The following is a 21,736-nucleotide window of genomic DNA, read 5'->3' on the forward strand; positions in this document are numbered from 1 at the left end:
CTAATGTTTTATCTTTTTTTGGAATAACTGTAACATTATTAGAAGTTAATCGTGTTAAGCTATAGTTGAAGAAAAGGGGGCACTATGAACAAACGATATGCTTTGGATGAATTGTATCGGCGATACGTCAAATCCCTCTATTTTTATTTGTACAAATTATGCGGTTCCGCTAGCTTAGCAGAGGATTTAACGCAGGAAACATTCGTAAGGGCCACAATACATATTCATACTTACAAGGATGAAGAGGCAAGAGCATGGCTATTTAAAGTGGCGCGAAATGTATATCTTGACGAATGGCGCAAACAGCAAAGATATAGAAAAATACCGTTTCTCTCTTCATTTATTAAAAGAGAGGATTCGATCAGCCCTTATGGATTGCCAGAAAAGAGCTTACTAGAGAAGGAACTAGCGCAGCAACTTGAAGATTTATTACAATACTTACCTGAAAATTATCGATCCATTATATATCTCAGAGAGTATGAACAATTTAGTTATGCAGAAATTATGGATGCTCTGCAGATGTCCGAAGATCAAGTGAAAGTAACGTTACATAGAGCGAGAAAACGATTAGCCGGGCTCGCGATGCAGAAAGGGTGGGATTATGACAGAGTGGAATAATAAGTTAGAGAAAAAGATATTATTTAAATCTAGATTTACATTAACGTTGAAAATAGCGCGTATTTTAATAATTTTCTTTATTATTTACGGGATATGGAGCAGCGTAATTTATCTTATTGTAGATTTGAAAAACTACGCTAAAGAAAATCAGTATTTCACCCAGCTTGCGGTTGAGTGGCAAATGCCTAATGTTAAAGGAAACCAAGTCCACATGATTAATGATGAGAAGATCTCAAGGATGGGAACACAAACATTTTCGTACAGTTTATTAAAGCGTGTTGGTCATGAGGATATTGTTATTGGAGAAACTGAAGTAACGAAAAAACTATTAAGTAACTTATCTAAAGTAGAGCATTCAATTCCTAATCAGCACCCAAATAAGAGACTTCACTTTTCGTTACCAGAAGATCCACGTAATAATCAGAAATTAACGGGTAATGCTGATTCGAATGTGTGGGAAACATTAGAGATGTTACCAGAAGGAACAGTAGGAGAACTGGCATTCTCTACTAAAAGTTTTATGGATGCTACACAATTATTAGATTTAGTAGAGGATTATAATATCGATGTTTTATGGATGCCTCTTTATACAGGGGAACTTGTAGATTATGAGGTTGGTTACACGTCTAGCGATGATTTAATTATTATTAATGGAATAATTGGGTTAACGGGTGGATTTATAGCATCCGATGATTATATGTCTATGTCTTCGATAGAGATCATATCTTCAGAGTCAGTAGCGAAAAGTGAGCAAATGATGCTGTCCAATATGGAGAAGTTACTAGCTAAGAAAGAGAACTATTATCAAGACCTTCTAGGTTTTTATCATCTACCAGAAAAATATAAATACATTAAAGAAAAAGGATTTACAGTATATGGTGCAGTGGTGACAGGACCAGTGAAAGAATTATTGAAGCTACAGGATGCGACGTTTGTCCAAGGAGAACAGCTCGGAGAAGTTGAACTGTGGAATTGGGATTTATCAAGATAACAAATCACTACAGAAAAGGAACTATGATGATGAGAACTAGCATAATCTACATTATAAAATTATTCGTTGTTATCAGTTTGAGTATTATTGTTGTCTCTTGCTCAGCAAAAGCGGAGCATAATGAATTATCCTCTCCAATTGAACCGACACCGAGAATAACTGATGAGCCTTTCAGTGAAGAAACTAACGAAAGTAAATCTTCGCAACTTCACGAACAATCTACTAAGGAAGTGTTAACTGATCTAGAAGAGGCAGAACTAGACGATAAGTTAGATAATAAACCTGATTCAAAGTCAGAGGAAACAAACGATAAAGCTAACTCTGATGAAGAAAAATCAGAGGAAGACAGTGCAACCAGAGAAGAAATTTTCAGTGAAGTCGTTGTCAAACTACGTAACTTGCCTAAAGGCTTTGTCTACTTGGATGAAGTGATACCTACTGCCCAATTTGAAGTACGCTATTATAGTGATTATAACTTTGTAGGTACACAGATCGATGGATATTTAGCACCGCTAGCGATTGGCACAAGTGAGATGGCTGAAGCTCTATTGAAAGTGAGTAAAGAAGTAGAGCCGATGGGATATCGACTTCTTATCTACGATACGTATCGTCCTGCGAAAGCAGTTCAGCAATTTCTTGCTTGGTCTAAAGATACGGATGATATAAGTATGAAGGAAGAATTTTATCCTAATATCAATAAAGCTACTCTGTTCAAATCAGGATACTTATCGAGTAAGTCAGGGCATTCACGAGGCAGTACGGTAGATTTGACGCTAATCCATTCGGATACTGAGAAGGAAGTAGATATGGGTAGTCCTTATGATTTGCTTGATGAAATTTCACATTTCTCAACTAAGCTAATTACAGATGAACAGGCCGCTAATCGCCAATTGTTGCAAGATGTTATGGTGAAATATGGATTCAAGCCATATCGTAAAGAATGGTGGCATTATGTATTGAAGAATGAGCCTTATCCAAGCACATACTATGATTTCGATGTTCAGTAGAGGGTATAAAATCAATATTCTGTAGGTAGAACATATATGATGCGAATGGAGTTGAGCGAATTGGAACAACGATTGCAAGTGTGGACGATTACCATTGTTCTCGGTATTATCGTTTGCGTACTAATGGCTGCATGGAGTCCTTGGTTAACCCCAGCTATTTCGCAAAAGTTAGTCGTCAATAAGATTGAGAAGTTAACTGCAAATGTAAGTGACGGATGTGGTATTGGTTGTACCGACTGTGGTACTAACGAAGTGAAGAAGGTACCTTTCGGAAGCGAAGTTGTGGTGGAATATAATTGTGGAGGTCCTCTACCCATTGATGAACATAACCCCAACCGTACAACGATTGCATATGTATCATTCATTGGTTATGTCGATGCTAAAGAATTTGTGCATTAGTTGTCATCACTTGATTGGGACTCGGAAGACAAAAATGTTACAATAGCTATAATGTCTTATTGTCGCGTTATAACAACAAGGTAAATACATAGCTGAATAAGGAAGGTACTATTACAATGAAAATAAGTAAGAACAAACTTATCTTAACGATAATATTAGTGTTCACATTTATAGTGTTTGGGATCTTTATGCTTATCTTCTTTATGAACAGACCTACACTTGTATTAAGTGATATGGTCAGTTACGCCCCAACTTCAATTGAGATTAGTACAGTAGAAGATACAAATAACAGAGCTTCGATAACGGATAATGTTGAAATTGAAAAATTCCTTTACATGATAAAAGCTCAAACTTGGGATCACAAATCTGATATTACATATAATAGTGAATCAGAAGCTAATTTCATGTGTGTTCCATCGTATTACGTACAGATCAATAAGTATCAAGTCGAGTTGTTATGTAAAGATGAGATTCAAGGCTACGGTAAGATTGATTATAACGGTAAAGAGTATCTATACACGATCCCATTAGAAGTATATACGGAGATCGAAACTTTTCTAGACAGTCATAAGGAAGTCGCATCAGGGTAGCTATTACCCTATGCGTCTTTTTTTGTTAAAATAATTAATCTCATATCGTAAGTAAAATACATTATAATGATGTGAGATGCTTATACAATTACATAGCTAGCAACAGGTGCCATTGATGATCAAGAAGTTGATCTATCGATTGGTTAAAAGGGAAGTGGGTGTAATTCCCACGCGGTCCCGCCGCTGTGAAAGAGTAGTCTATACGATATACCACTGGGAAACTGGGAAGGTTGTATAGATGATGATACTTGAGCCAGAATACCTGCCTGATTGCTTTCACCGATTTTCTACGAAGGATAGGAGGGTGTTTAGTTTGCATGCAATAATTTGCATTCTACTTAAATAGATCTCTTAACGATTTTGTTAAGGGATTTTTTATTTTCCATATATGTAGTTAATTTCAGCAATAAGCGAGGGTATGTAAATTATGAAATATAGTACATTCTCAACTTATCACCCTATTATTAATTTCACCTATTTTGTAGCGGTATTGTTATTCAGTATGATTTTTATGCATCCCATATTTCAAATAATATCGCTTATAGGCGCGTTTGTTTATTCAATCTTATTGAATGGGAAAAAGGCAGTATTATTTAATTTTGTATATATGTTACCGCTAATGGTAGTGATGGCCATCCTTAACCCAACATTTAACCATCAAGGCGTAACGATCTTATTCTATCTTAATAATGGCAATCCCATCACTTTAGAGTCGATTCTATACGGGGTTGCTATGGCTTGTATGTTCATAACCGTAATCATCTGGTTCTCTTGTTACAACGCGGTGATGAGCTCGGATAAATTTATCTATTTATTTGGTAAAGTCATTCCTGCATGGTCACTTATTTTATCAATGTCTTTAAGATTTGTTCCACGCTATCGTGAACAGATTAAAATAATCTCTAATGCTCAAAAATGTATCGGAAGAGATATTTCGCAAGGGAATTTGCTGCAAAGAATAAGAAATGGATTAACGATTCTATCGATTATGACGACATGGGCGCTTGAAAATGCGATTGAAACAGCAGATTCTATGAAATCGCGCGGATATGGTTTGCCCAATCGAACTAGCTTTTCTATCTATCGTTTTGATCGAAGGGATCAGAAAGTATTGGTCATTATGCTGTTGCTTATTGCAATGGTGATGTTCGGGGCAGTGACAGGAGAAAATAGTATTCGTTATTTCCCATCTATTAAATGGAGTGAGATGACAGCAAGTAGCGTGATGATATATATATCGTATTCGTTGCTATGCTTCATTCCTGTCCTATTACATATTGCGGAGGAATGGAAATGGAATTATATCGAATCAAGGAACTAAATTTTTCATTCCCTGAAGGAAGTAAACAGATACTAGCGGATATTAATATGAATATCCAAGAAGGTGAATTTATCGTGTTATGTGGACAATCTGGATGTGGTAAAAGTACTTTTCTAAGACAGCTGAAACCAGTCCTAACCCCACATGGCAAACGTACTGGTGAAATTTTATATCGAGGCGATGTAATAATGGATATTGATCATCGTACTGTTACATCAGAGATCGGGTTTGTACAGCAAAATGTTGAGAATGGCATTGTGACAGATAAAGTATGGCATGAACTTGCTTTTGGTCTTGAGAGCTTAGGTTATGATCAGTCTACGATCCGCTTGCGTGTAGCGGAAATGGCTAGTTTCTTCGGTATCCAGCATTGGTTTCATAAGGAAGTATCTGAATTATCAGGCGGGCAAAAGCAGTTATTGAATCTAGCGTCTATTATGGCAATGCATCCTTCAGTTCTTATATTAGATGAACCAACATCTCAGCTGGATCCAATAGCAGCAACAGAGTTCTTAACGACATTAAAGAAAATCAATCAAGAGTTAGGAACAGCTATCGTCATCTCCGAGCATCGATTAGAGGAAGTAATGCCTTTAGCAGATCGCATTATAGTAATGGATCAAGGACAAATCATCGTTGATGATACTCCTCGCCAAGGAGGACATCGATTAGCAGCAATGAACCATCCCATGTTCGCATCCATGCCAACTCCGATGCAAATACAAACGGTTGTTGAGTCGCAAGCAGAACTATCTATGACTGTAAAGGAAGGTCGTCAGTGGCTAGATCGTTATGTAGCAACTCGAACTGGTGTTGATGGTAAGCGAGTCTCATTTGTGAAAAGTAATGAAAGTAATGCTCTAATCAATACAGATGAGAGTACTACTCAATTGAGTAAGAGCATGAATTCAAGTATGAGACAGATGAATAAGAATGAGAATAAGTATGAGACAAATAAAGGAATTAAGCGCAAAAGATTATTCAGTAAGGCAAGAGCTGATCAACAGCTTCCAGTTATTCAGTTCCAAGAGGTATGGTTCAAATACGACAAACATGGTTCAGATGTTATTAAGGACCTTTCTTTTTCAGTTAAGCAAGGTGAGTTTTTCTGTATTGTAGGTGGTAATGGTGCTGGAAAAACATCAACTTTATCACTAATTAGTGGCATTCATATGCCTTACCGAGGCAAAATTATGCTTAGCGGTAAAGACATTCGCAAATGGAGTGAACGGGACAAGTTCAACAATTATTTAGGAGTATTACCACAAAACCCACAGACGTTGTTTGTAAAGAAAACAGTTAAAGACGATTTGTATGAAATGTTACAGCAATCTTCATTGACAAAAGAGCAGCAGGAACAGAAGGTTAATGAGATTATTCAATTTGCCCAGCTAGAGCATTTACTATCTATGCATCCATTTGATCTAAGTGGAGGAGAGCAACAACGTGCTGCACTTGCAAAGGTTCTTTTATTAGAGCCAAAGATTTTACTGCTCGATGAACCAACTAAAGGCTTAGATCGTTTCTTCAAGACGAAGCTAGCACAATTCCTCAAAAAACTTAACGATCAAGGTGTAACGATCGTACTTGTGTCTCATGATATAGAGTTTTGTGCAGAGTATGGAGAAACTTGTGCTATGTTCTTCGATGGCAGTATGATTACAACGAATAAAGCGAAGCCGTTCTTTGCTGGAAATAGCTTCTATACGACAACGGCAAATCGCATGACAAGGCATGTGTGGGATGATGCTGTAACGATAGAGGATGTGATTATACGATGTCAAAGCTTAGTATAAACAATGAAAGTAAGCTTAACGAATCCGATCAACAGAAACTTAGGCTGAATGACCAAAGCAAGCTTAGTCGTAGAACATTGATCTCAGCTGCATTAATACTTATTATTATTCCAGCTACAATTATGCTCGGAGTGTACGTGCTAGATGATCGGAAATATTACTTTATTAGCTTACTCATTATTTTGTATACGATGTTGCCGTTTGCTTTACGCTTTGAAAAGCGCAAGCCACAAGCAAGAGAATTGATTGTTATCGCAGTACTGGTTGCTATTGCTGTAGCGGGAAGATCAGCTTTCTTTATGGTTCCCCAATTTAAGCCTGTAGTCGCGATTGTCATTATAGCAGCAGTATGTTTAGGCGCTGAAGTCGGCTTTCTTGTCGGAGCGACGGCTGGATTTGTCTCAAACTTTTTCTTTGGACAAGGTCCATGGACTCCTTGGCAAATGTTCTGCTTTGGCATTATCGGATTTATTGCGGGTTTACTATTCCAAAAAGGGATGTTACAGAAAAATAGGCTGTCGCTTTGTATATACGGTGGATTAGCAACTTTTATTATATACGGAGGAATTATTAACTTTGGATCATTACTGATGGGAACTTCACAGTTCTCATGGTCAGCATTAGCAACTCTTTATATATCTGGATTTTGGTTCGATCTTGTGCATGCCGCCGCGACTGTTATTTTTCTATTGTTATTATCAAGGCCGATGATTGAAAAGTTGGAGCGGATTAAAGTGAAATATGGATTAGTGGAATAAATGATTTATCTAGAAAAAAAGTAGCACTGATTATTCAGTAGCTACTTTTTTTTCTATTTGCTTAGCTTTGAATAGAAGATGTGCAGAACCCCATTGATGAATCGTATCAAGTATCGGATCAAGTGAACGCCCATACTCTGTTATTGAATACTCAACTTTAGGGGGTACTTGAGCATATACTTTTCGATGCACAATATATTCTTCTTCTAGATCGCGAAGCTGCTGAGTTAACATTTTCTGAGTAATACCTGGAAGATGACGACGCAATTCATTAAAGCGCATAGTTCCATGTTCAAGAAGTAATAATAATATTTTCGGCTTCCATTTACCGACAATGATTTCTAACGCATCGTCTACCTTGCAAGCTTCAATCAGTTTTTCCATGTGATCTTATCCCATCTTTCTAGTTATTTTACAGTATCTTTTAGTATACTATACTACTTCAAAGTGCGTACTATCTAATTGATTATACATGATGCATAATTGACCTAACAACAGGATGAAAGGAAGAGGAAAATGGAAAAATATCGTATTGATCGAAGCAAAGGAATTGAATTTGGTTTATACACATTAGGAGATCATATTCCGAATCCAGAGACGATGGAGCGTATCTCAGCAAAGCAACGTCTTGATGAGATTATCGAGCTTGCAAAACTTGCTGAAGAATTTGGTTTAGATGTATTTAGTGTAGGTGAAAGTCATCAAAAATATTTCGCTACTCAAGCGCATAGTGTTGTTCTAAGTGCCATTGCGCAAGCGACTAAAAATATAAAATTAACAAGTTCTTCAACGATTATAAGTACATCAGATCCAGTACGCGTATATGAAGATTTCTCAACGATTGATCTTATTTCAAATGGGCGTGTAGAGATTGTTGCTGGACGAGCATCACGAGTTGGCTTATTCGAACTTCTTGGATATGATTTGAAAGATTATGAAGGATTATTCGAAGAGAAGTTTGAGCTGTTAAAGCTGATTAATGAGAATAAGATTGTAAATTGGGAAGGAGAGTATCGCGCACCGTTAAAAAATGCGGAAGTATTACCTCGTCCACTGCATAACACGTTGCCTCTATGGAGAGCGGTAGGTGGAGCGCCGGGTAGTGCCATTCGTGCAGGGAAACAAGGCGTTCCAATGATGCTTGCAACATTAGGTGGTCCTTCATCGAACTTCAAAATAGCAGTTGATGCTTACCGGAAATCTTTAAGTGACTCTGGATTTGATCCAGCAGAATTCCCTGTTGCAACGACAGGATTATTTTTCACAGATAAAGATTCACAAGTAGCAATGCGTCAAGCGTATCCGGGGGTAAATCTAGGTTTGCAATTAGTAAATGGACATGGTTTCTCGAAGCAACATTTTGCTCAAGCACAAGATGTTCGTGATGCTTTAATGGTTGGTAGCCCACAGCAAATTATTGAAAAAATCTTATATCAGTATGAACTGTTTGGACATCAACGTTATATGGCACAAATGGATTTTGGCGGTGTACCATTCCCATTACTTGTGAAAAACCTTGAGCTAATTGCCTCAGAAATTTTACCTGCGGTTAGAAAGTATACAAAACAATAATTCGAAATTACTCATAACAAAAATAATAAACCAACAAAAAATAGGAGTTGTTACGATGAAAATAGTCGGATTGTCTGGTTCTATTGTTGGCTCGAAAACAAAAACGGCGATGCTTGTTTTTGAAAAAACACTTCGCGATAAATATCCGGACGCGGAGTGGACGCTTATTGATTTGGCGGATTACAATGTACAATTTAGTGATGGACGCAATTATTTGGAGTATGAGGGAGATACAGCGTTCGTTACGAGAACGTTGATGGATGCAGATACTATTGTTATAGGTACGCCGATTTTCCAAGCGTCACTTCCAGCTACCTTGAAAAACATTTTTGATCTATTACCGATTAATGCTTTTCGGGATAAAATAATAAGTTTTTTCGTTACAGCGGGATCCTCTAAACACTATCTAGTGGCTGAACAACACCTTAAGCCAATACTAGCTTATATGAAGGCTCAAATTGTACAGACGTATGTTTTCATAGAAGATCAAGACTATATGAAGAAAGAAATTGTTAATGATGACGTATTCCTGCGAATGGAACGACTAGTTGAAGATACAGCTAATCTGACAGCAACGTACAAAATCATTAGAAAGCAGCAAGAAGATCAATATGACTTCTAACGATTAGATAATAGTTAACAATGTAAACAACCACTATTTATGCTAAAATTAGCACAAATAGTGGTTGTTTTGTTGAAATGGTTAATTATTATACAGGTCATGTGTATAGTAATCTATAATGTATGGTAATGGTAATGATGCTAGAGAGGAGCAAATGTGTGAACAAGGAACAGCTAAAGTTGATGTGCCAAGCACATCCAGGAGTTACATATGATTATCAAATGGAGTGGCAAGCTGATCGATTTTTTATCGGTGGTAAGATGTATGCGATGATTGGAACAGATGCGAAGGATATTTCTATTATTACGATGAAATGTGATCCTGAACGTGCAGAAACTTTAAGGGAAACAGTAGAAGGAATAGTCCCAGGATACTACATGAATAAGACACATTGGAACTCGATATACTTTGATGCGAATGTATCATCTGAGATGATGGAAAGCTTGATTAAGCATGCGTACGAGCTAGTATTCAACAAGCTAACGAAAAAGCAAAAACAAGAGATTGTTGGCTAATAACTTAGACATTAACTAGCTATGGATACTGAGCCTCACTACATTAATTAGATTATAATCTAATTAATGTAGTGAGGCTTTTTTAGAATTTATCTATAAGATGATCTTAAAGTAGTGGCTTCTTGATAGATGATTCTAGGATAGAGTGAAATGAAGGGTAAAAACGCCCTTCATCGGGCGCAACTAGTGGGATAGAGTGTAATGAAGGGTATAAATGCCCTTCATCGGGAGCAACTAGTGGGATGGAGTGTAATGAAGGGTAAAAATGCCCTTCATCGGGAGCAACTAGTGGGCTGGAGTGTAATGAAGGGTAAAAATGCCCTTCATCGGGAGCAACTAGTGGGATGGAGTGTAATGAAGGGTAAAAATGCCCTTCATCGAGCGCAACTGATAGGTGGAAATACCGTTTGGAGACTCTTGTAATGGCAACTTAATATTTGTATTGTTTGTAATATAATGTAATTGAATTTGTTACTCGGACCACGTTACATGCGAACAGTAGCGACTGATTATAAAAATAATTTCGGATTATGTCACAATCGATGCATTCGAATTGTTATATAGGTGAAATGATTACACACGGAAAGGAGAGTACATAGCATGAGTGAGCAGAAGCAACAATTGAGTTCTGAACAGATAGAAAGTATTGTGCAGGTGGTACAAGCCGGAGATAAAGAACAGTACCGTTTGCTCGTGATTCATTTTCAGAGGCAAATTCATATTTACTGTTATCATATGTTGGGCGATGAGACGGATGCAGAGGATGCTGTGCAAGAGATTTTTATAAATGCATATCGCGGTCTTGAAAACTATCGTCCAACGATCTCATTTTCATCTTGGTTATACAAAATAGCACATCATCAATGTATTAACATCATTAAACAACGTCAACGCAAACAGGGATTGGTTGCTTTTCTTAAGCAGGAGAGTAAGCACGCAAATTTAGATTATAGCTCAAAGTTAGTTGAAGAAGTATTAGCACCTTTGTCAATACCAGATAGACAGTTACTGATACTTAAGACGGTTGAGGAGCGTAGTTTTGCAGATATTTCAGAGATTATGAACATATCGCAACAGAATTTAAGGAAAAAGTTCGAGCGGCTGAAGAAAAAAATTCAAGCAAGAAGTAAACGAAAGGGGTTATCGTATGAAAAACAAAACGTTCTCCTCATCGACAAAAACGTTGAATCAATTTAAAGTTGCTGCCGAGCATAGTACTCCGAAATACATTGATTTTTCTAATCGTGTAATGGAGCAGCTAGATAATGATGTCACCTCCCAAGGAGGGAGTGTACGGTCAATGTCAACATCTAGATACATAAGAAAACCTATCTTTATGATAGCTGCAACACTGATCATTATTATGCTTAGTGGCTTTGGTTATATGAAATTTGGTTGGGGGTTATCATTAACTGACCAAGAAGGCAATGCTGTGATGAATATTAGAACCGGAAGCGGAGAGGTGCGTGACGAGGAAAACAACATTGCAAATAAGGTAAAGAGTACACTTGCGGTTAATGAAGGGGCAATGATTGTTTATGGTAGAGAGGCTATTGATGCAGCAAAAAGTGGCGAAATACCGATCAATTACACCTCAGTAACAAAGGGAGAAATCTTTACTAATGTGAACAAGTTATACTCCCAATTACAAGGAGTAATGAAGGAAGTGACTTTACCAATGGAGATCAATGATGCAAAGTATGTAGAATCAGAGTTAGCATATTCTCCTATAAGCAAAATTAACCCAGTTGCTAGTCTTTGGCAAGAAGTGACGGATAAAGAAAGTCATATGTCATATGCCTATCAGTCGACTGAAATGACGGATCAAATTTTAACGTTACAGAACCGTTACGAACAAGGAAATACAGAGTATCTACTTGATATTAGTCCGAGTGATCAACCGACAGCTGATTTTTATGTGGATAAGGTATCGTCTTCAAATGTATATAGGTTGGCAGGAGTAGCAGTATATCGTACTTCTATTGATGGTAAGGAAATGTTGATCTGGAATCGTGTAGTTGATGGGGGTAGTTTGTTATATTGGCTTTCTAGTGATTCTGCTAACATCAAAAAAATGAAAGCATTCGCTGAAGAAGTGATTAAAAGTTACAGTAGCATCAAGTAAGTAAGGATATTGAGCTTCGCTCCAATAATTAGATTACAATCTAACTATTGGAGGGAGGTTTTTTTTGTGAATAGATCATTTTCATTAATGCCCTCTATTAACCGCATTCAGTAGCGGAGAGAACTAATCGTAAGTGGAAAGAGGACCAAGACGATTGAAACAACGGTATATTCTCGCAGTTTGATACTAGCACAACAACAATTAGTTCTTGGAGTGTCTTATTATTCTCGCTATATGATACTAATTAATTCAGAAATCATATACAATATTTACAAGGTGCATATAAAATAGTGTAAGGAATAAGTGTATGAGAGGTGAATGATGGAAAAGGGTTTTGAAGTATTTGATTATGTACATCTGAATTGGCTTATCGCTATCGTGATAATAAGTATATTAATTACCTTCATTTATACTCGATGCTCACCATTACAAAGAGACTGGATGCGTAAAGGGATTGGCTATACACTGCTCATTGCAGAGATATGTAAAGTCATCGTAGTGTTAGCTACCGGGCGGAATCTATTATATTATCTCCCCATTCATTTATGCGGTCTTGCGATTTTTCTTGTTTTATTGCATGCATATCGCAAAAGCACAATGATTGCTGAAATATTATTTAGCTTGACGATGCCCTCTGCTTTCATTGCACTCCTATTTCCTGGGTGGGCAAACGATCCTGTAATGAGCTTTCTTCACATCCATTCCTTTGTCTATCACGCTTTAATACTAACGTATCCGATTATGTTATTAGCTACTGGTGAAATGAAACCTAGAATTCGTAGATTATGGAAAGTTATATTGTTCCTCATTATAACTATTCCACCTGTGTATCTCTTTAACAAGATTTACGAGACGAATTATATGTTTTTAAACTGGCCAATTGCTAACTCACCACTTATGAGTATTCAGCAATTTTTTGGAGAGAGTAGATATATATTGGGTCTTGTGGTTGTCTTGCTTGCCGTGTGGATTATTCAATATAGTCTATGGGGGCTATGGATTGTAGCAAGAAAAGCAAAGTAATAATGCATGTTGCCTAGTAGACTCTGGATTACTTGGTTTGTAATATGGGTTAAAGCTCTAATTTTTCATAAGAGTGGAGCGTAATTTCATAAAAATCAAAAAAACTTTGAAACGAGATTGCCGATTTCTACGTATTAATTGAGTACATCAACAATGATGTTGAAATTTCAAATATAGTTAAGGAGGATGGGTAATGGGAAGGATACGCTTTACAACAACAGGCTAGCAAATATTAATGGGATATGTAACATACCGCATGATTTCGATATGAGCATTGACTATTTGCTAGGAATACTTGCAATACCCATTACGTTTATTCCTTAAGTAACATATGTCATCTGCAATATGATCGAATGAAGCAAGTAGGATCATCATATTGTGGGAGGTGGAGTCTTACTATTATAGTAAGACGAAGAATTGACTCTAATTAACATTACTATATTTATTGTGCTTATTATATTTACTGCATTTTTTGTGGCAACTGAATTTGCCATTGTTAAGGTTAGACAGTCGAGAATTGATCAGTTAGTCGCTGAAGGTAAAAAAGGTGCGGTTTCTGCTAAACATGTCGTTTCGCACTTGGATGAATATTTATCTGCCTGTCAATTAGGTATTACAGTTACAGCGTTAGGTATTGGTATGGTCGGAGAAAAGACCTTTGAATTTATATTACACCCTGCATTCGAAGCATTGGGGCTTTCAACGAACTTAATTCATGTATTTACTATCGGTACAGCATTTATGATGGCTACATTTTTACACGTAGTTGTTGGTGAACTTGCTCCCAAGACAGTAGCTATTCAGAAGGCAGAAGCAGTAACTTTGCTATTTGCTAGACCAATTATGATTTTCTACAAAATATTGTTCCCGTTTATTTGGTTCTTGAACGGTTCTGCACGTGTCCTTGTCGGGATTTTTGGTTTGAAACCAGCAAGTGAACATGAGGTTTCTCATACACAAGAAGAAATTCGTATGTTAATTGCTGAAAGTAATAAATCAGGTGAAATTAACAACAGCGAGATGAAATTTGTTAATAATGTATTTGAATTTGATGACACGTTAGCTCGTCAGATTATGATCCCTCGAACTGAAATCGTTGGATTCAATGTGAATACGAAGCATGAAGATGTTCTGAAGCGAGTTTCTCAAGAAAAATATACACGTTATCCTGTATACGACGGTGATCGTGATAATATTATCGGTTACTTCAATATTAAAGATCTACTTATTCAACGATTGAATAATCCAGCTATAGAATATAAATTAGCGCATTTTGTTAATCCAGTTATTAATGTCATTGAAGCTGCTCCTATTAAAGAAGTTCTGCAAAAAATGCAGAAGGAACGTATTCAAATGGCAATATTAGTGGATGAGTATGGCGGTACTTCTGGATTGATTACAATCGAAGATATTATTGAAGAATTGGTTGGGGAAATTAGAGATGAATTTGATGGTGATGAGATTTCTCATATACGTAAAGTAGATGAAGGTCACTATATTATAGATGCAAAAGTGCAACTTCATGAAGTTGGGGAATTACTAGAAATATCGTTAGAGAATGAAAACGTAGATACACTAGGCGGCTGGATTTATACCCAAAATGCTGATCTAGAGAAGGATATGATCATTACTCATGGAGGTTATCATTTCTCTATTAAACAGAAGCGAGGTCTCGTTCTGCAGTTTATTGAGGTGAAGAAGCAGTCAGCGTCAGAAGTAATTGAAGATTTAGTTGTGCAGAAGTAATATGAAATTACTCCAATCATGTTGATATTTATTGTCATTAACCATTGCGAGTATGCACTTTATCAATGAACTAAATAACATGAAGTAAACATTAAGGATTGAGTTCTGTCTTGTACAGAGCACAATCCTTTTTGTATTAAGTTTCTTTTATTGATATTTAAGAAAAGAGTCGATTATAATTGATAGTAATAATAACCATATTTGGTATATAAAATGGTTAGGTAGAGGTTGGTGACCATGAAAAAATGGGTTAATTCAGGGATCACTTTTTTGATTGGTGCAGTCATCGTCATATTCATTGCAGTAAATCTAATGGGTGTATTGTTCTTTGGTTTATTATGGTTAGATGATATTTTCTGAATGAATGTATTCCTATTATTGCTGGTGTAGAACGGAGAGTTAAGATGAAGTTAAGTCGCTATGTAGTGGGAACACTGCTATGTTTCATTCTGACATCTTGTAGTACACAATCATCAACTAATAATACATTTGTTGCAAGTATATATAACGTTAATCTGGATGACTCCTTACAAACATTGAAAGAGATTGTTGATCAATCAGATTACATCGTAATTGGAGAAATTATAGGTTCATTGATGAATGAAGAAACTATTGATCAAGTTTCAATTAAAGTACTTGATCAATATAAAGGAATGGAAGATAAAGTAGGTCAAGTGATGAACATTCATTCAACAAAAGTGTTATCACATGAAGGAATGGCGTATCTTCTATTTATTAGCGAAAATAAACTAAACGATAATGGAAATATACGATATGAATCTCATGCTCATCCTAATCCGATATTGAATAATAGATTCATTGACGGTCCCTTTAATAATATGTCATTCAAGGATATTAGAAGAGATGTTATTTGCTGTGTGGAGAGTGTATAATTGCATAATGTTTAGGTGAAATTAATGTTGGATTGCAAAGCTCTGCCTGCATAGAGATGGAGATTATTATGAATATAAGAACTGAGAATAAGAAGGATTTTAAAGAAGTCTATCACTTAAATTATTTAGCATTTGAACATAGAGAAGATGAATCAAAATTAGTTGAAAGAATTAGAAATTCTGATGAATTTGTTTCTGATCTTTCCATGGTGGCTGAAGTAGATAATGAAATCGTTGGTCATATTTTGTTAAGTAAGGCAGTAGTAGAAGATCAAGATCAACAAACCGTAGTTATTGCCCTAGCACCAATAGCAGTTAAGCCAGGTCACCAAGGGCAAGGGATCGGTAGAATGTTAATTGAAGAAGGAACAAGACGTTGTAGAGAGTTAGGTTATGGTCTTATTTTGTTGATCGGACATCCTACATACTACACAAAATTTGGATTCCAACCAGCCAGACAATTTGGACTAGAATTGAAACAATTCGAAGTGCCTGATGAAGTATTTATGGTATATGAAGTGTTGGATGGACAACTACAATTGACAAAAGGTGAATTGAAATACTCAGCAGCATTCTTTGGTTAAATTGAAGAGAGGATTAATATGACCAGCTCGTGAGTTCATATCATTTGATGATCATTTTATAGAGGTGGAATCGACAATGCGATTCCACTTTTTTTGTTTTAGAAACTAGTTATGTCCCAGTCTCTTTTTATATGCAATTCTAAACATTTCACTAGTTGTTTTATTTGATTTTTGACATGCTGCAATAAGTATTTGCCAGCATTCATATAATACATTATAATATAACCAACGGTTAGTAACCATTGGTTATAAGGGGCGATATAATATTGGAATCATCATTACAAGCAAGAGAACGCATATTAATTGCTGCGCAAAAGCTATTTGCTACAAAAGGATATGAGCAAGTAACAGTGCGTGAGATCGCAAAGGAAGCAAATTGCTCACATACAAGTATCTATCTCTACTATCAAGATAAGAGGGAGCTACTTGCGCAATTAGCGGAAGAACCGCTAACGAAGCTAATACAACAGTTTGAGTTTATTCTTTCTGGCGAAGACGATCTAGCTAGGCAAAAACTTGTTGAAATTGCAATAGTATATGTCAAGTTTGGCATGTTGCATCGTAATTTGTACCAGACCTTCATGACAATTGAGGCAGGGCGTGTAGATGAGCCAGGTTCAGATTGGAAGCTTAGTATGCTACGCCAGCGAATTTTTGCGCTATTACAGACTTCAGTTAGCTCGCTCTTTATTCAACCTGAGGAAGCACAAATATTAGCGTTTAGTAGAATCTTATTTTATCAATTACACGGTACCATTACGACATACGCTAACTCTGTAGAAGATATAGAGCTAATTGAAGAAAGGGTACTGCCACTTGTTGAGATGAGTGTTACTTATTTAATGAATGGAGTGAGTATATATGAAGATAAGTAAAATATCACCCCATATTTACAAGTTAGAAAAATGGTTAGTTATTAAAATAAGTATATGGTTAGTGGTAAGTGAAGAAGGGGTATATATTGTAGATACGGGCATTGCTTCAATGAGTAAAGCAATTTTAACAGAAGCAAGAAAGTTAGGTAAGATTAAAGCGATCTTGCTGACTCATGGACATTCTGATCATACCGGTGGTATTCACAATATTTTGAAGGAAGAGAAGATTCCCGTCTATGTTCATCAGGACGAGATCAAATATATGGAAGGGAAAGAACCTTTTCCAAGGAGAAAGAAACCAGAAGTTCTTGTCCCTCCGCAACTAGTACAGCCATTAGAGGAGAAGGACGGCCAGTTATTGCCTTTCGGTGATTTTATTCCTTATCATACGCCAGGGCATTCTCCGGGGCATGTTGTTTATTATCATGTTAAAGACAAGGTGCTTATTGCTGGAGATCTATTCACTTCCAAGCGAGGAGAGCTGGCAAAACCGATGGCCATGTTTACTGCAGATATGACAGAAGCGGTCAAGAGTAGTAGAATTATCGCGCAGTTAAAGCCGCAACTTGTGACAATTTGTCATAGTAATGATGTAAGTAATGCGGCATTGCAACTAGATTCATATATAGGTAAATATTCTAAAAAGTACACATAAGCATCAGTTGATTTCTCAGTAATAGTCTTATGATCGAGTAAATAGTATGCTTGGAAATTAACGATGTATATATATTTTCTTTTAAGCTAGACCTGCACTTATTGGGGTCTAGTTTTTTTGCTATCTGAGTCTAGATGTCCGCTACATTCAAAATAGTTGCAGTTTTATCTAATTAGTATATCGTAGGTCCGTTCAATTTTTATTATGATCTGGTTTAGGTTTCTAAATCCTTTTTGAAAAAACATGAAACCAAGTTGCTTTAAACTGGGTATTATTGTAACATATCTAATAATTTACCAAAACTATCCATAAATTGTTGCACTAGGTAAATTACTAGAATCAAAAAAAAGAGATAGATAGGGGAGATGAAACATGTCAGCAATTGAACATACTTTAACGGTTAACAATGTCACTAAAAGCTTTGGGGTAGGTACAGGACAAGTGAAAGCTTTACAAGGAGTTTCTTTAACGCTCCATAAGGGAGAATTCGTAGCTGTAATGGGTACTAGTGGTTCTGGGAAAAGCACACTATTAAACATTATTGCAGGGCTTGAGAAGCCTAATGAAGGAGAAGTTGCATTACATGGTATTGTTCATAAAGATATGTTCACCGAACCTGCTGCAACACAATTCCGTCGTGAAAATATTGGATTTATTTTTCAATCTTTCAATTTATTATACAATATTTCAGTAGAAGAAAATATTGCATTGCCATTATTGCTAGATGGTACTTCGAAAGAAATTATGGCAGTAAAGGTAGCAGCTATGCTAGAGAGAGTAGGGTTAACCACTTGGGCGAAGCAACGACCATTCCAACTTTCTGGCGGACAACAACAACGTGTAGCCATTGCTAGAGCATTGATTAGTGAGCCACCAATTCTACTAGCCGATGAACCTACAGGTAATCTTGATGTGAACACGTCTAAAGATATTATGCGTGTATTAGTAGAAATGAAGGAACAACTAGAACAGAGTATATTATTAGTGACGCATGACCCCTATATCGCTAGCTATGCTGATCGTGTCTTATTCTTTCATGATGGACATATTGTGGAACAATTTAGCTGTCAACATGATGACACGGATATCGGGCAATTACTTGCTATCTTCCAGAAGGTAATGGGTGTACGCCTATGATTAGTTCAATTAAAGGTCTTGCTTATCGATTTCTGATGGGTAATAAAACATCATCGCTATCATCTCTTCTAAGTATTGTTATATCTATTACGTTAATCATTTCTATGGTTATGTTTGTAACGAACGAGCGACAATCATTTCAAGATCAGATGAAAAACTTATATGGTGATATGGATATGTTAGTTGGTTATGATCTAGAGCATCATAAAATTATAGATGAGACAATGTTGAAGGAGATTCACAATGTCGACAACAATATGACGATTTCACCAGTATTACTTACTAATACGAAGGTAGAGTCGATTAAAGATTCGATCTATACTGTTGGGCTAATGAATGATGATCTAGTTAAAAGCAGATATAAGCTTAGTACTAATTTAGATAGTAATGGCGTTGCGATGAATGAGTCATTGACGACAGCATTGCAGCTAGAGATCGGTCATACGGTTAATATTGATGGACTTCAATTCAAGCTTCAAGTGATTACTGCTGATGTACCCGGTGCGAGGCTAGATATGGTTTTACTACCACATGAGGTTGTAAAAGATATGATCTACAATAAGCAAGGGGTAGTTAATGAAGCTAACTTTGTATTAGTACAATTAGCTCAGAAAAACTTATCTGACGTAGTATCTTCATTGAAGTCGATAGATTCCCAATTACGAATAGATGTTGTAGAGCAGGATGAATTTTACGAGCAAAATTTACAAGCGATGAATGTATTCATTATAGTGATGTCGCTACTTATTCTGCTCGTGTCCATATTGTTCATTATTTCTAACAGTGAAGCGTTTTTATACAAATATCGTAAGCAGATGGCGGTTATGCGTTGTATTGGTGCTACCAATAAACAATTGTTCAGACTTATCTGGCTACAGTTATCATTTATCGTTATTATCGGTGGTTTACTTGCATTCCTCTTAGCGTGGAGTATCCATATCTTTGCACCACAGTTAATTGGGAATATGTTCTCCTATGAATCTGAGGTTTCATTTCATATGGGTAAGGCATTAATAACGACGGTCGCTGCAATGATCTTTATTCAGCTATTCATGATTATTCCTGCGTATAGTAGCAATAAGATATTACCAATGCAGCTCATGTCCACTAATGAGCATAATGCCAGTAAATTATCTAAGCGCAGAATTAGCCTTATCGTATGGTTAGGTAGTGTGGCATTACTAATTTCCGGGTTTTTCTTCTCAGTACCCGAAAGTGAGTTAGTGAGATGGTATCTCTTTTTAACAATATTCATTACGATTAGTAGTTTTCGATTGTTCCCTGTCTATTTTATTAAATTAATAAATATTATTTCTCCCGTAGTAAGAAAACGGATAGGTAATCTCCCATATGTCTCCTTGCAAAATATTGTTCCGCAAATCAAGAAAAATACATTTGCTACGTTACTAATTAGTGTAATGGTTATGATCGTTTGTATTGGTTCTGTCTTTTTTGAGACTGTGACTAATGGTGGAGAGGAATATATTCGACAAACCTATGCTACGAACATTAATGTAAGCTTGCGAGACCAGTCGACACTCAAGATAGATCCAGAACAATTGAAGCGGGAAGTTACTTCATTGACGGGGATAGACGAAATTGTCGTAGTAAATAACTACAATAATTTTGAAGTAACCGGTAAGGAAGGGGTTCGACATAGTTTCGTCTATAAGGCCCTGGATCTACAGATGCTTGATCATATGAACATTATGGAAGTACCTAACCAGGAGCAATTACAATCACATGTTATTATTAGCGAGAATTTTGCTGCGAAAAATGGCTATAGAGTAGGAGATCTTATTGCAGCAGAAATGTACTTGAACGAGGAGCAAGGATATGAAGTAGTGGACAAAGTGATAGTAAGTGCAATTTATGAAAAGCTACCAGGCAGCTATGCTGATATGTATGTTGACTTAAGTGCAACATCTTTCATTCAACCACATACGCAATTCGATGAGTTATGGTTAAATGCTCAAGATGAAACGTTGGTGCTAGAACAGTTGCAGGAGCTACAGCAGATGTATCCAGCACAGCTACGCATGAATAGTTTAAGTAAAGAATTAGCGATATCGGATAAAATGAAAGATGAGCGCTGGTCAATGTTCGTTGCTACTTTAACGATTATGATGGTTTCCGTTATTATGGGAATATGTAATACGCTGTTCCAGAACATTCATAGTAACCGTCGAGAGTATGCAGTCATGAGAATTATTGCAGTGACGGAGCGAGGGATATCATTCATGATTACGCTACAATTTATGCTATATATTCTATTCGGAACTTTACTGGGACTCATTCTGGGGACACTTGTTGTTTCATCATTAAGTAGAATAGATGAAGGTGTGCAAATTTTAATCAATCTAAATTTAATTGCATGGAATATAGCAATTCTTATCGTAGTATGTATGCTCATGCTTATTCCTTTCATTCGTCATATTAGAAAGCAAAGCCTAATTAGCGAATTAAATAGTAACTAATTAAAAGGCAAGGAGGCTGGAGCTATAGGTTG

23 protein-coding genes and 1 riboswitch are annotated in these 21,736 nt (G+C 36.5%); of the genes, 22 read left to right on the forward strand and 1 reads right to left on the reverse strand.

Going from position 1 to position 21,736, the window contains the following annotated elements; genetic code table 11:
• Positions 1 to 84: 84 nt before the first annotated feature.
• The 8 genes from NAG76_08920 (at position 85) to NAG76_08955 (ending at position 7,480) form a co-directional block, all read left to right on the forward strand.
• On the forward strand, positions 85 to 618 hold the full coding sequence (locus tag NAG76_08920) for a sigma-70 family RNA polymerase sigma factor (GenBank protein URN96316.1): 534 nt from the start codon (positions 85 to 87) through the stop codon (positions 616 to 618).
• Positions 602 to 1,609 (forward strand): anti-sigma factor, encoded by a 1,008-nt coding sequence (locus NAG76_08925; GenBank protein ID URN96317.1) that lies wholly within the window; start codon positions 602 to 604, stop codon positions 1,607 to 1,609. Before NAG76_08920 ends, NAG76_08925 begins: the two co-directional genes overlap by 17 nt.
• Positions 1,610 to 1,638: 29 nt before the next feature.
• Positions 1,639 to 2,616: a M15 family metallopeptidase gene (locus tag NAG76_08930; GenBank protein ID URN96318.1), complete on the forward strand. Its 978-nt coding sequence runs from the start codon at positions 1,639 to 1,641 to the stop codon at positions 2,614 to 2,616.
• A gap of 60 nt (positions 2,617 to 2,676) precedes the next feature.
• On the forward strand, positions 2,677 to 3,015 hold the full coding sequence (locus tag NAG76_08935) for a hypothetical protein (protein ID URN96319.1): 339 nt from the start codon (positions 2,677 to 2,679) through the stop codon (positions 3,013 to 3,015).
• Between the two features lie 116 nt (positions 3,016 to 3,131).
• Positions 3,132 to 3,605: a hypothetical protein gene (locus NAG76_08940; protein URN96320.1), complete on the forward strand. Its 474-nt coding sequence runs from the start codon at positions 3,132 to 3,134 to the stop codon at positions 3,603 to 3,605.
• A gap of 87 nt (positions 3,606 to 3,692) precedes the next feature.
• A riboswitch (cobalamin riboswitch) is annotated at positions 3,693 to 3,890 on the forward strand.
• 142 nt (positions 3,891 to 4,032) lie between these two features.
• Positions 4,033 to 4,926: an energy-coupling factor transporter transmembrane protein EcfT gene (locus NAG76_08945; protein URN96321.1), complete on the forward strand. Its 894-nt coding sequence runs from the start codon at positions 4,033 to 4,035 to the stop codon at positions 4,924 to 4,926.
• Positions 4,899 to 6,722: an energy-coupling factor transporter ATPase gene (locus tag NAG76_08950; GenBank protein ID URN96322.1), complete on the forward strand. Its 1,824-nt coding sequence runs from the start codon at positions 4,899 to 4,901 to the stop codon at positions 6,720 to 6,722. Before NAG76_08945 ends, NAG76_08950 begins: the two co-directional genes overlap by 28 nt.
• Entirely contained in the window at positions 6,704 to 7,480 is a 777-nt protein-coding gene (locus tag NAG76_08955) for an ECF transporter S component (protein ID URN96323.1), read from the forward strand. The genes NAG76_08950 and NAG76_08955 overlap by 19 nt, the downstream gene beginning before the upstream one ends.
• Positions 7,481 to 7,510: 30 nt before the next feature.
• Here NAG76_08955 and NAG76_08960 read toward each other — a convergent pair whose 3' ends face one another.
• Entirely contained in the window at positions 7,511 to 7,864 is a 354-nt protein-coding gene (locus tag NAG76_08960) for a helix-turn-helix transcriptional regulator (GenBank protein ID URN96324.1), read from the reverse strand.
• Between the two features lie 132 nt (positions 7,865 to 7,996).
• Between NAG76_08960 and NAG76_08965 the strand changes: the two genes are divergently transcribed.
• The 14 genes from NAG76_08965 to NAG76_09030 all read left to right on the forward strand — a co-directional run bounded on the left by NAG76_08965 (position 7,997) and on the right by NAG76_09030 (position 21,704).
• Positions 7,997 to 9,052: an LLM class flavin-dependent oxidoreductase gene (locus NAG76_08965; GenBank protein ID URN96325.1), complete on the forward strand. Its 1,056-nt coding sequence runs from the start codon at positions 7,997 to 7,999 to the stop codon at positions 9,050 to 9,052.
• 55 nt (positions 9,053 to 9,107) lie between these two features.
• Positions 9,108 to 9,674, forward strand: a complete 567-nt coding sequence (locus NAG76_08970; protein ID URN96326.1) for an NAD(P)H-dependent oxidoreductase — start codon at positions 9,108 to 9,110, stop codon at positions 9,672 to 9,674.
• A gap of 158 nt (positions 9,675 to 9,832) precedes the next feature.
• On the forward strand, positions 9,833 to 10,189 hold the full coding sequence (locus NAG76_08975) for an MmcQ/YjbR family DNA-binding protein (GenBank protein URN96327.1): 357 nt from the start codon (positions 9,833 to 9,835) through the stop codon (positions 10,187 to 10,189).
• A 201-nt stretch (positions 10,190 to 10,390) separates the two neighbouring features.
• Positions 10,391 to 10,612 (forward strand): hypothetical protein, encoded by a 222-nt coding sequence (locus NAG76_08980; protein URN96328.1) that lies wholly within the window; start codon positions 10,391 to 10,393, stop codon positions 10,610 to 10,612.
• Positions 10,613 to 10,789: 177 nt separating this feature from the next.
• Positions 10,790 to 11,386 carry an RNA polymerase sigma factor gene (locus tag NAG76_08985; GenBank protein ID URN96329.1) on the forward strand — a complete coding sequence of 199 codons (597 nt, stop codon included), beginning with the start codon at positions 10,790 to 10,792 and terminating at the stop codon, positions 11,384 to 11,386.
• Positions 11,337 to 12,314 (forward strand): hypothetical protein, encoded by a 978-nt coding sequence (locus NAG76_08990; GenBank protein URN96330.1) that lies wholly within the window; start codon positions 11,337 to 11,339, stop codon positions 12,312 to 12,314. The genes NAG76_08985 and NAG76_08990 overlap by 50 nt, the downstream gene beginning before the upstream one ends.
• Before the next feature lie 321 nt (positions 12,315 to 12,635).
• The gene (locus NAG76_08995; GenBank protein ID URN96331.1) at positions 12,636 to 13,337 is read left to right on the forward strand and encodes a YwaF family protein; all 702 of its coding nucleotides are present in this window, start codon (positions 12,636 to 12,638) and stop codon (positions 13,335 to 13,337) included.
• Positions 13,338 to 13,754: 417 nt separating this feature from the next.
• Positions 13,755 to 15,083: a hemolysin family protein gene (locus NAG76_09000; protein URN96332.1), complete on the forward strand. Its 1,329-nt coding sequence runs from the start codon at positions 13,755 to 13,757 to the stop codon at positions 15,081 to 15,083.
• A gap of 404 nt (positions 15,084 to 15,487) precedes the next feature.
• Positions 15,488 to 15,976, forward strand: a complete 489-nt coding sequence (locus NAG76_09005) for a hypothetical protein (protein ID URN96333.1) — start codon at positions 15,488 to 15,490, stop codon at positions 15,974 to 15,976.
• Positions 15,977 to 16,044: 68 nt separating this feature from the next.
• Positions 16,045 to 16,560, forward strand: a complete 516-nt coding sequence (locus tag NAG76_09010) for an N-acetyltransferase (GenBank protein ID URN96334.1) — start codon at positions 16,045 to 16,047, stop codon at positions 16,558 to 16,560.
• A 266-nt stretch (positions 16,561 to 16,826) separates the two neighbouring features.
• Entirely contained in the window at positions 16,827 to 17,435 is a 609-nt protein-coding gene (locus tag NAG76_09015) for a TetR/AcrR family transcriptional regulator (protein ID URN96335.1), read from the forward strand.
• On the forward strand, positions 17,422 to 18,090 hold the full coding sequence (locus tag NAG76_09020; protein ID URN96336.1) for an MBL fold metallo-hydrolase: 669 nt from the start codon (positions 17,422 to 17,424) through the stop codon (positions 18,088 to 18,090). The genes NAG76_09015 and NAG76_09020 overlap by 14 nt, the downstream gene beginning before the upstream one ends.
• A gap of 372 nt (positions 18,091 to 18,462) precedes the next feature.
• Positions 18,463 to 19,227, forward strand: coding sequence for an ABC transporter ATP-binding protein (locus NAG76_09025; protein ID URN96337.1), 765 nt, complete (start codon positions 18,463 to 18,465; stop codon positions 19,225 to 19,227).
• Positions 19,224 to 21,704 (forward strand): ABC transporter permease, encoded by a 2,481-nt coding sequence (locus tag NAG76_09030; protein ID URN96338.1) that lies wholly within the window; start codon positions 19,224 to 19,226, stop codon positions 21,702 to 21,704. Before NAG76_09025 ends, NAG76_09030 begins: the two co-directional genes overlap by 4 nt.
• The last annotated feature ends 32 nt before the right edge of the window (positions 21,705 to 21,736 follow it).

Source organism: Candidatus Pristimantibacillus lignocellulolyticus (genome assembly GCA_023639215.1).
GTDB lineage: Bacteria > Bacillota > Bacilli > Paenibacillales > Paenibacillaceae > Pristimantibacillus > Pristimantibacillus lignocellulolyticus.

What these genes read in the sequence shown, in the direction of transcription:
- NAG76_08920 (URN96316.1), top strand. Translation starts at nt 85, where the DNA reads ATGAACAAACGATATGCTTTGGATGAATTGTATCGGCGATACGTCAAA.
- NAG76_08925 (URN96317.1), top strand. Translation starts at nt 602, where the DNA reads ATGACAGAGTGGAATAATAAGTTAGAGAAAAAGATATTATTTAAATCT.
- NAG76_08930 (URN96318.1), top strand. Translation starts at nt 1,639, where the DNA reads ATGAGAACTAGCATAATCTACATTATAAAATTATTCGTTGTTATCAGT.
- NAG76_08940 (URN96320.1), top strand. Translation starts at nt 3,132, where the DNA reads ATGAAAATAAGTAAGAACAAACTTATCTTAACGATAATATTAGTGTTC.
- NAG76_08945 (URN96321.1), top strand. Translation starts at nt 4,033, where the DNA reads ATGAAATATAGTACATTCTCAACTTATCACCCTATTATTAATTTCACC.
- NAG76_08950 (URN96322.1), top strand. Translation starts at nt 4,899, where the DNA reads ATGGAATTATATCGAATCAAGGAACTAAATTTTTCATTCCCTGAAGGA.
- NAG76_08955 (URN96323.1), top strand. Translation starts at nt 6,704, where the DNA reads ATGTCAAAGCTTAGTATAAACAATGAAAGTAAGCTTAACGAATCCGAT.
- NAG76_08960 (URN96324.1), bottom strand. Translation starts at nt 7,864, where the DNA reads ATGGAAAAACTGATTGAAGCTTGCAAGGTAGACGATGCGTTAGAAATC.
- NAG76_08965 (URN96325.1), top strand. Translation starts at nt 7,997, where the DNA reads ATGGAAAAATATCGTATTGATCGAAGCAAAGGAATTGAATTTGGTTTA.
- NAG76_08970 (URN96326.1), top strand. Translation starts at nt 9,108, where the DNA reads ATGAAAATAGTCGGATTGTCTGGTTCTATTGTTGGCTCGAAAACAAAA.
- NAG76_08980 (URN96328.1), top strand. Translation starts at nt 10,391, where the DNA reads ATGAAGGGTATAAATGCCCTTCATCGGGAGCAACTAGTGGGATGGAGT.
- NAG76_08985 (URN96329.1), top strand. Translation starts at nt 10,790, where the DNA reads ATGAGTGAGCAGAAGCAACAATTGAGTTCTGAACAGATAGAAAGTATT.
- NAG76_08990 (URN96330.1), top strand. Translation starts at nt 11,337, where the DNA reads ATGAAAAACAAAACGTTCTCCTCATCGACAAAAACGTTGAATCAATTT.
- NAG76_08995 (URN96331.1), top strand. Translation starts at nt 12,636, where the DNA reads ATGGAAAAGGGTTTTGAAGTATTTGATTATGTACATCTGAATTGGCTT.
- NAG76_09005 (URN96333.1), top strand. Translation starts at nt 15,488, where the DNA reads ATGAAGTTAAGTCGCTATGTAGTGGGAACACTGCTATGTTTCATTCTG.
- NAG76_09010 (URN96334.1), top strand. Translation starts at nt 16,045, where the DNA reads ATGAATATAAGAACTGAGAATAAGAAGGATTTTAAAGAAGTCTATCAC.
- NAG76_09020 (URN96336.1), top strand. Translation starts at nt 17,422, where the DNA reads ATGAAGATAAGTAAAATATCACCCCATATTTACAAGTTAGAAAAATGG.
- NAG76_09025 (URN96337.1), top strand. Translation starts at nt 18,463, where the DNA reads ATGTCAGCAATTGAACATACTTTAACGGTTAACAATGTCACTAAAAGC.
- NAG76_09030 (URN96338.1), top strand. Translation starts at nt 19,224, where the DNA reads ATGATTAGTTCAATTAAAGGTCTTGCTTATCGATTTCTGATGGGTAAT.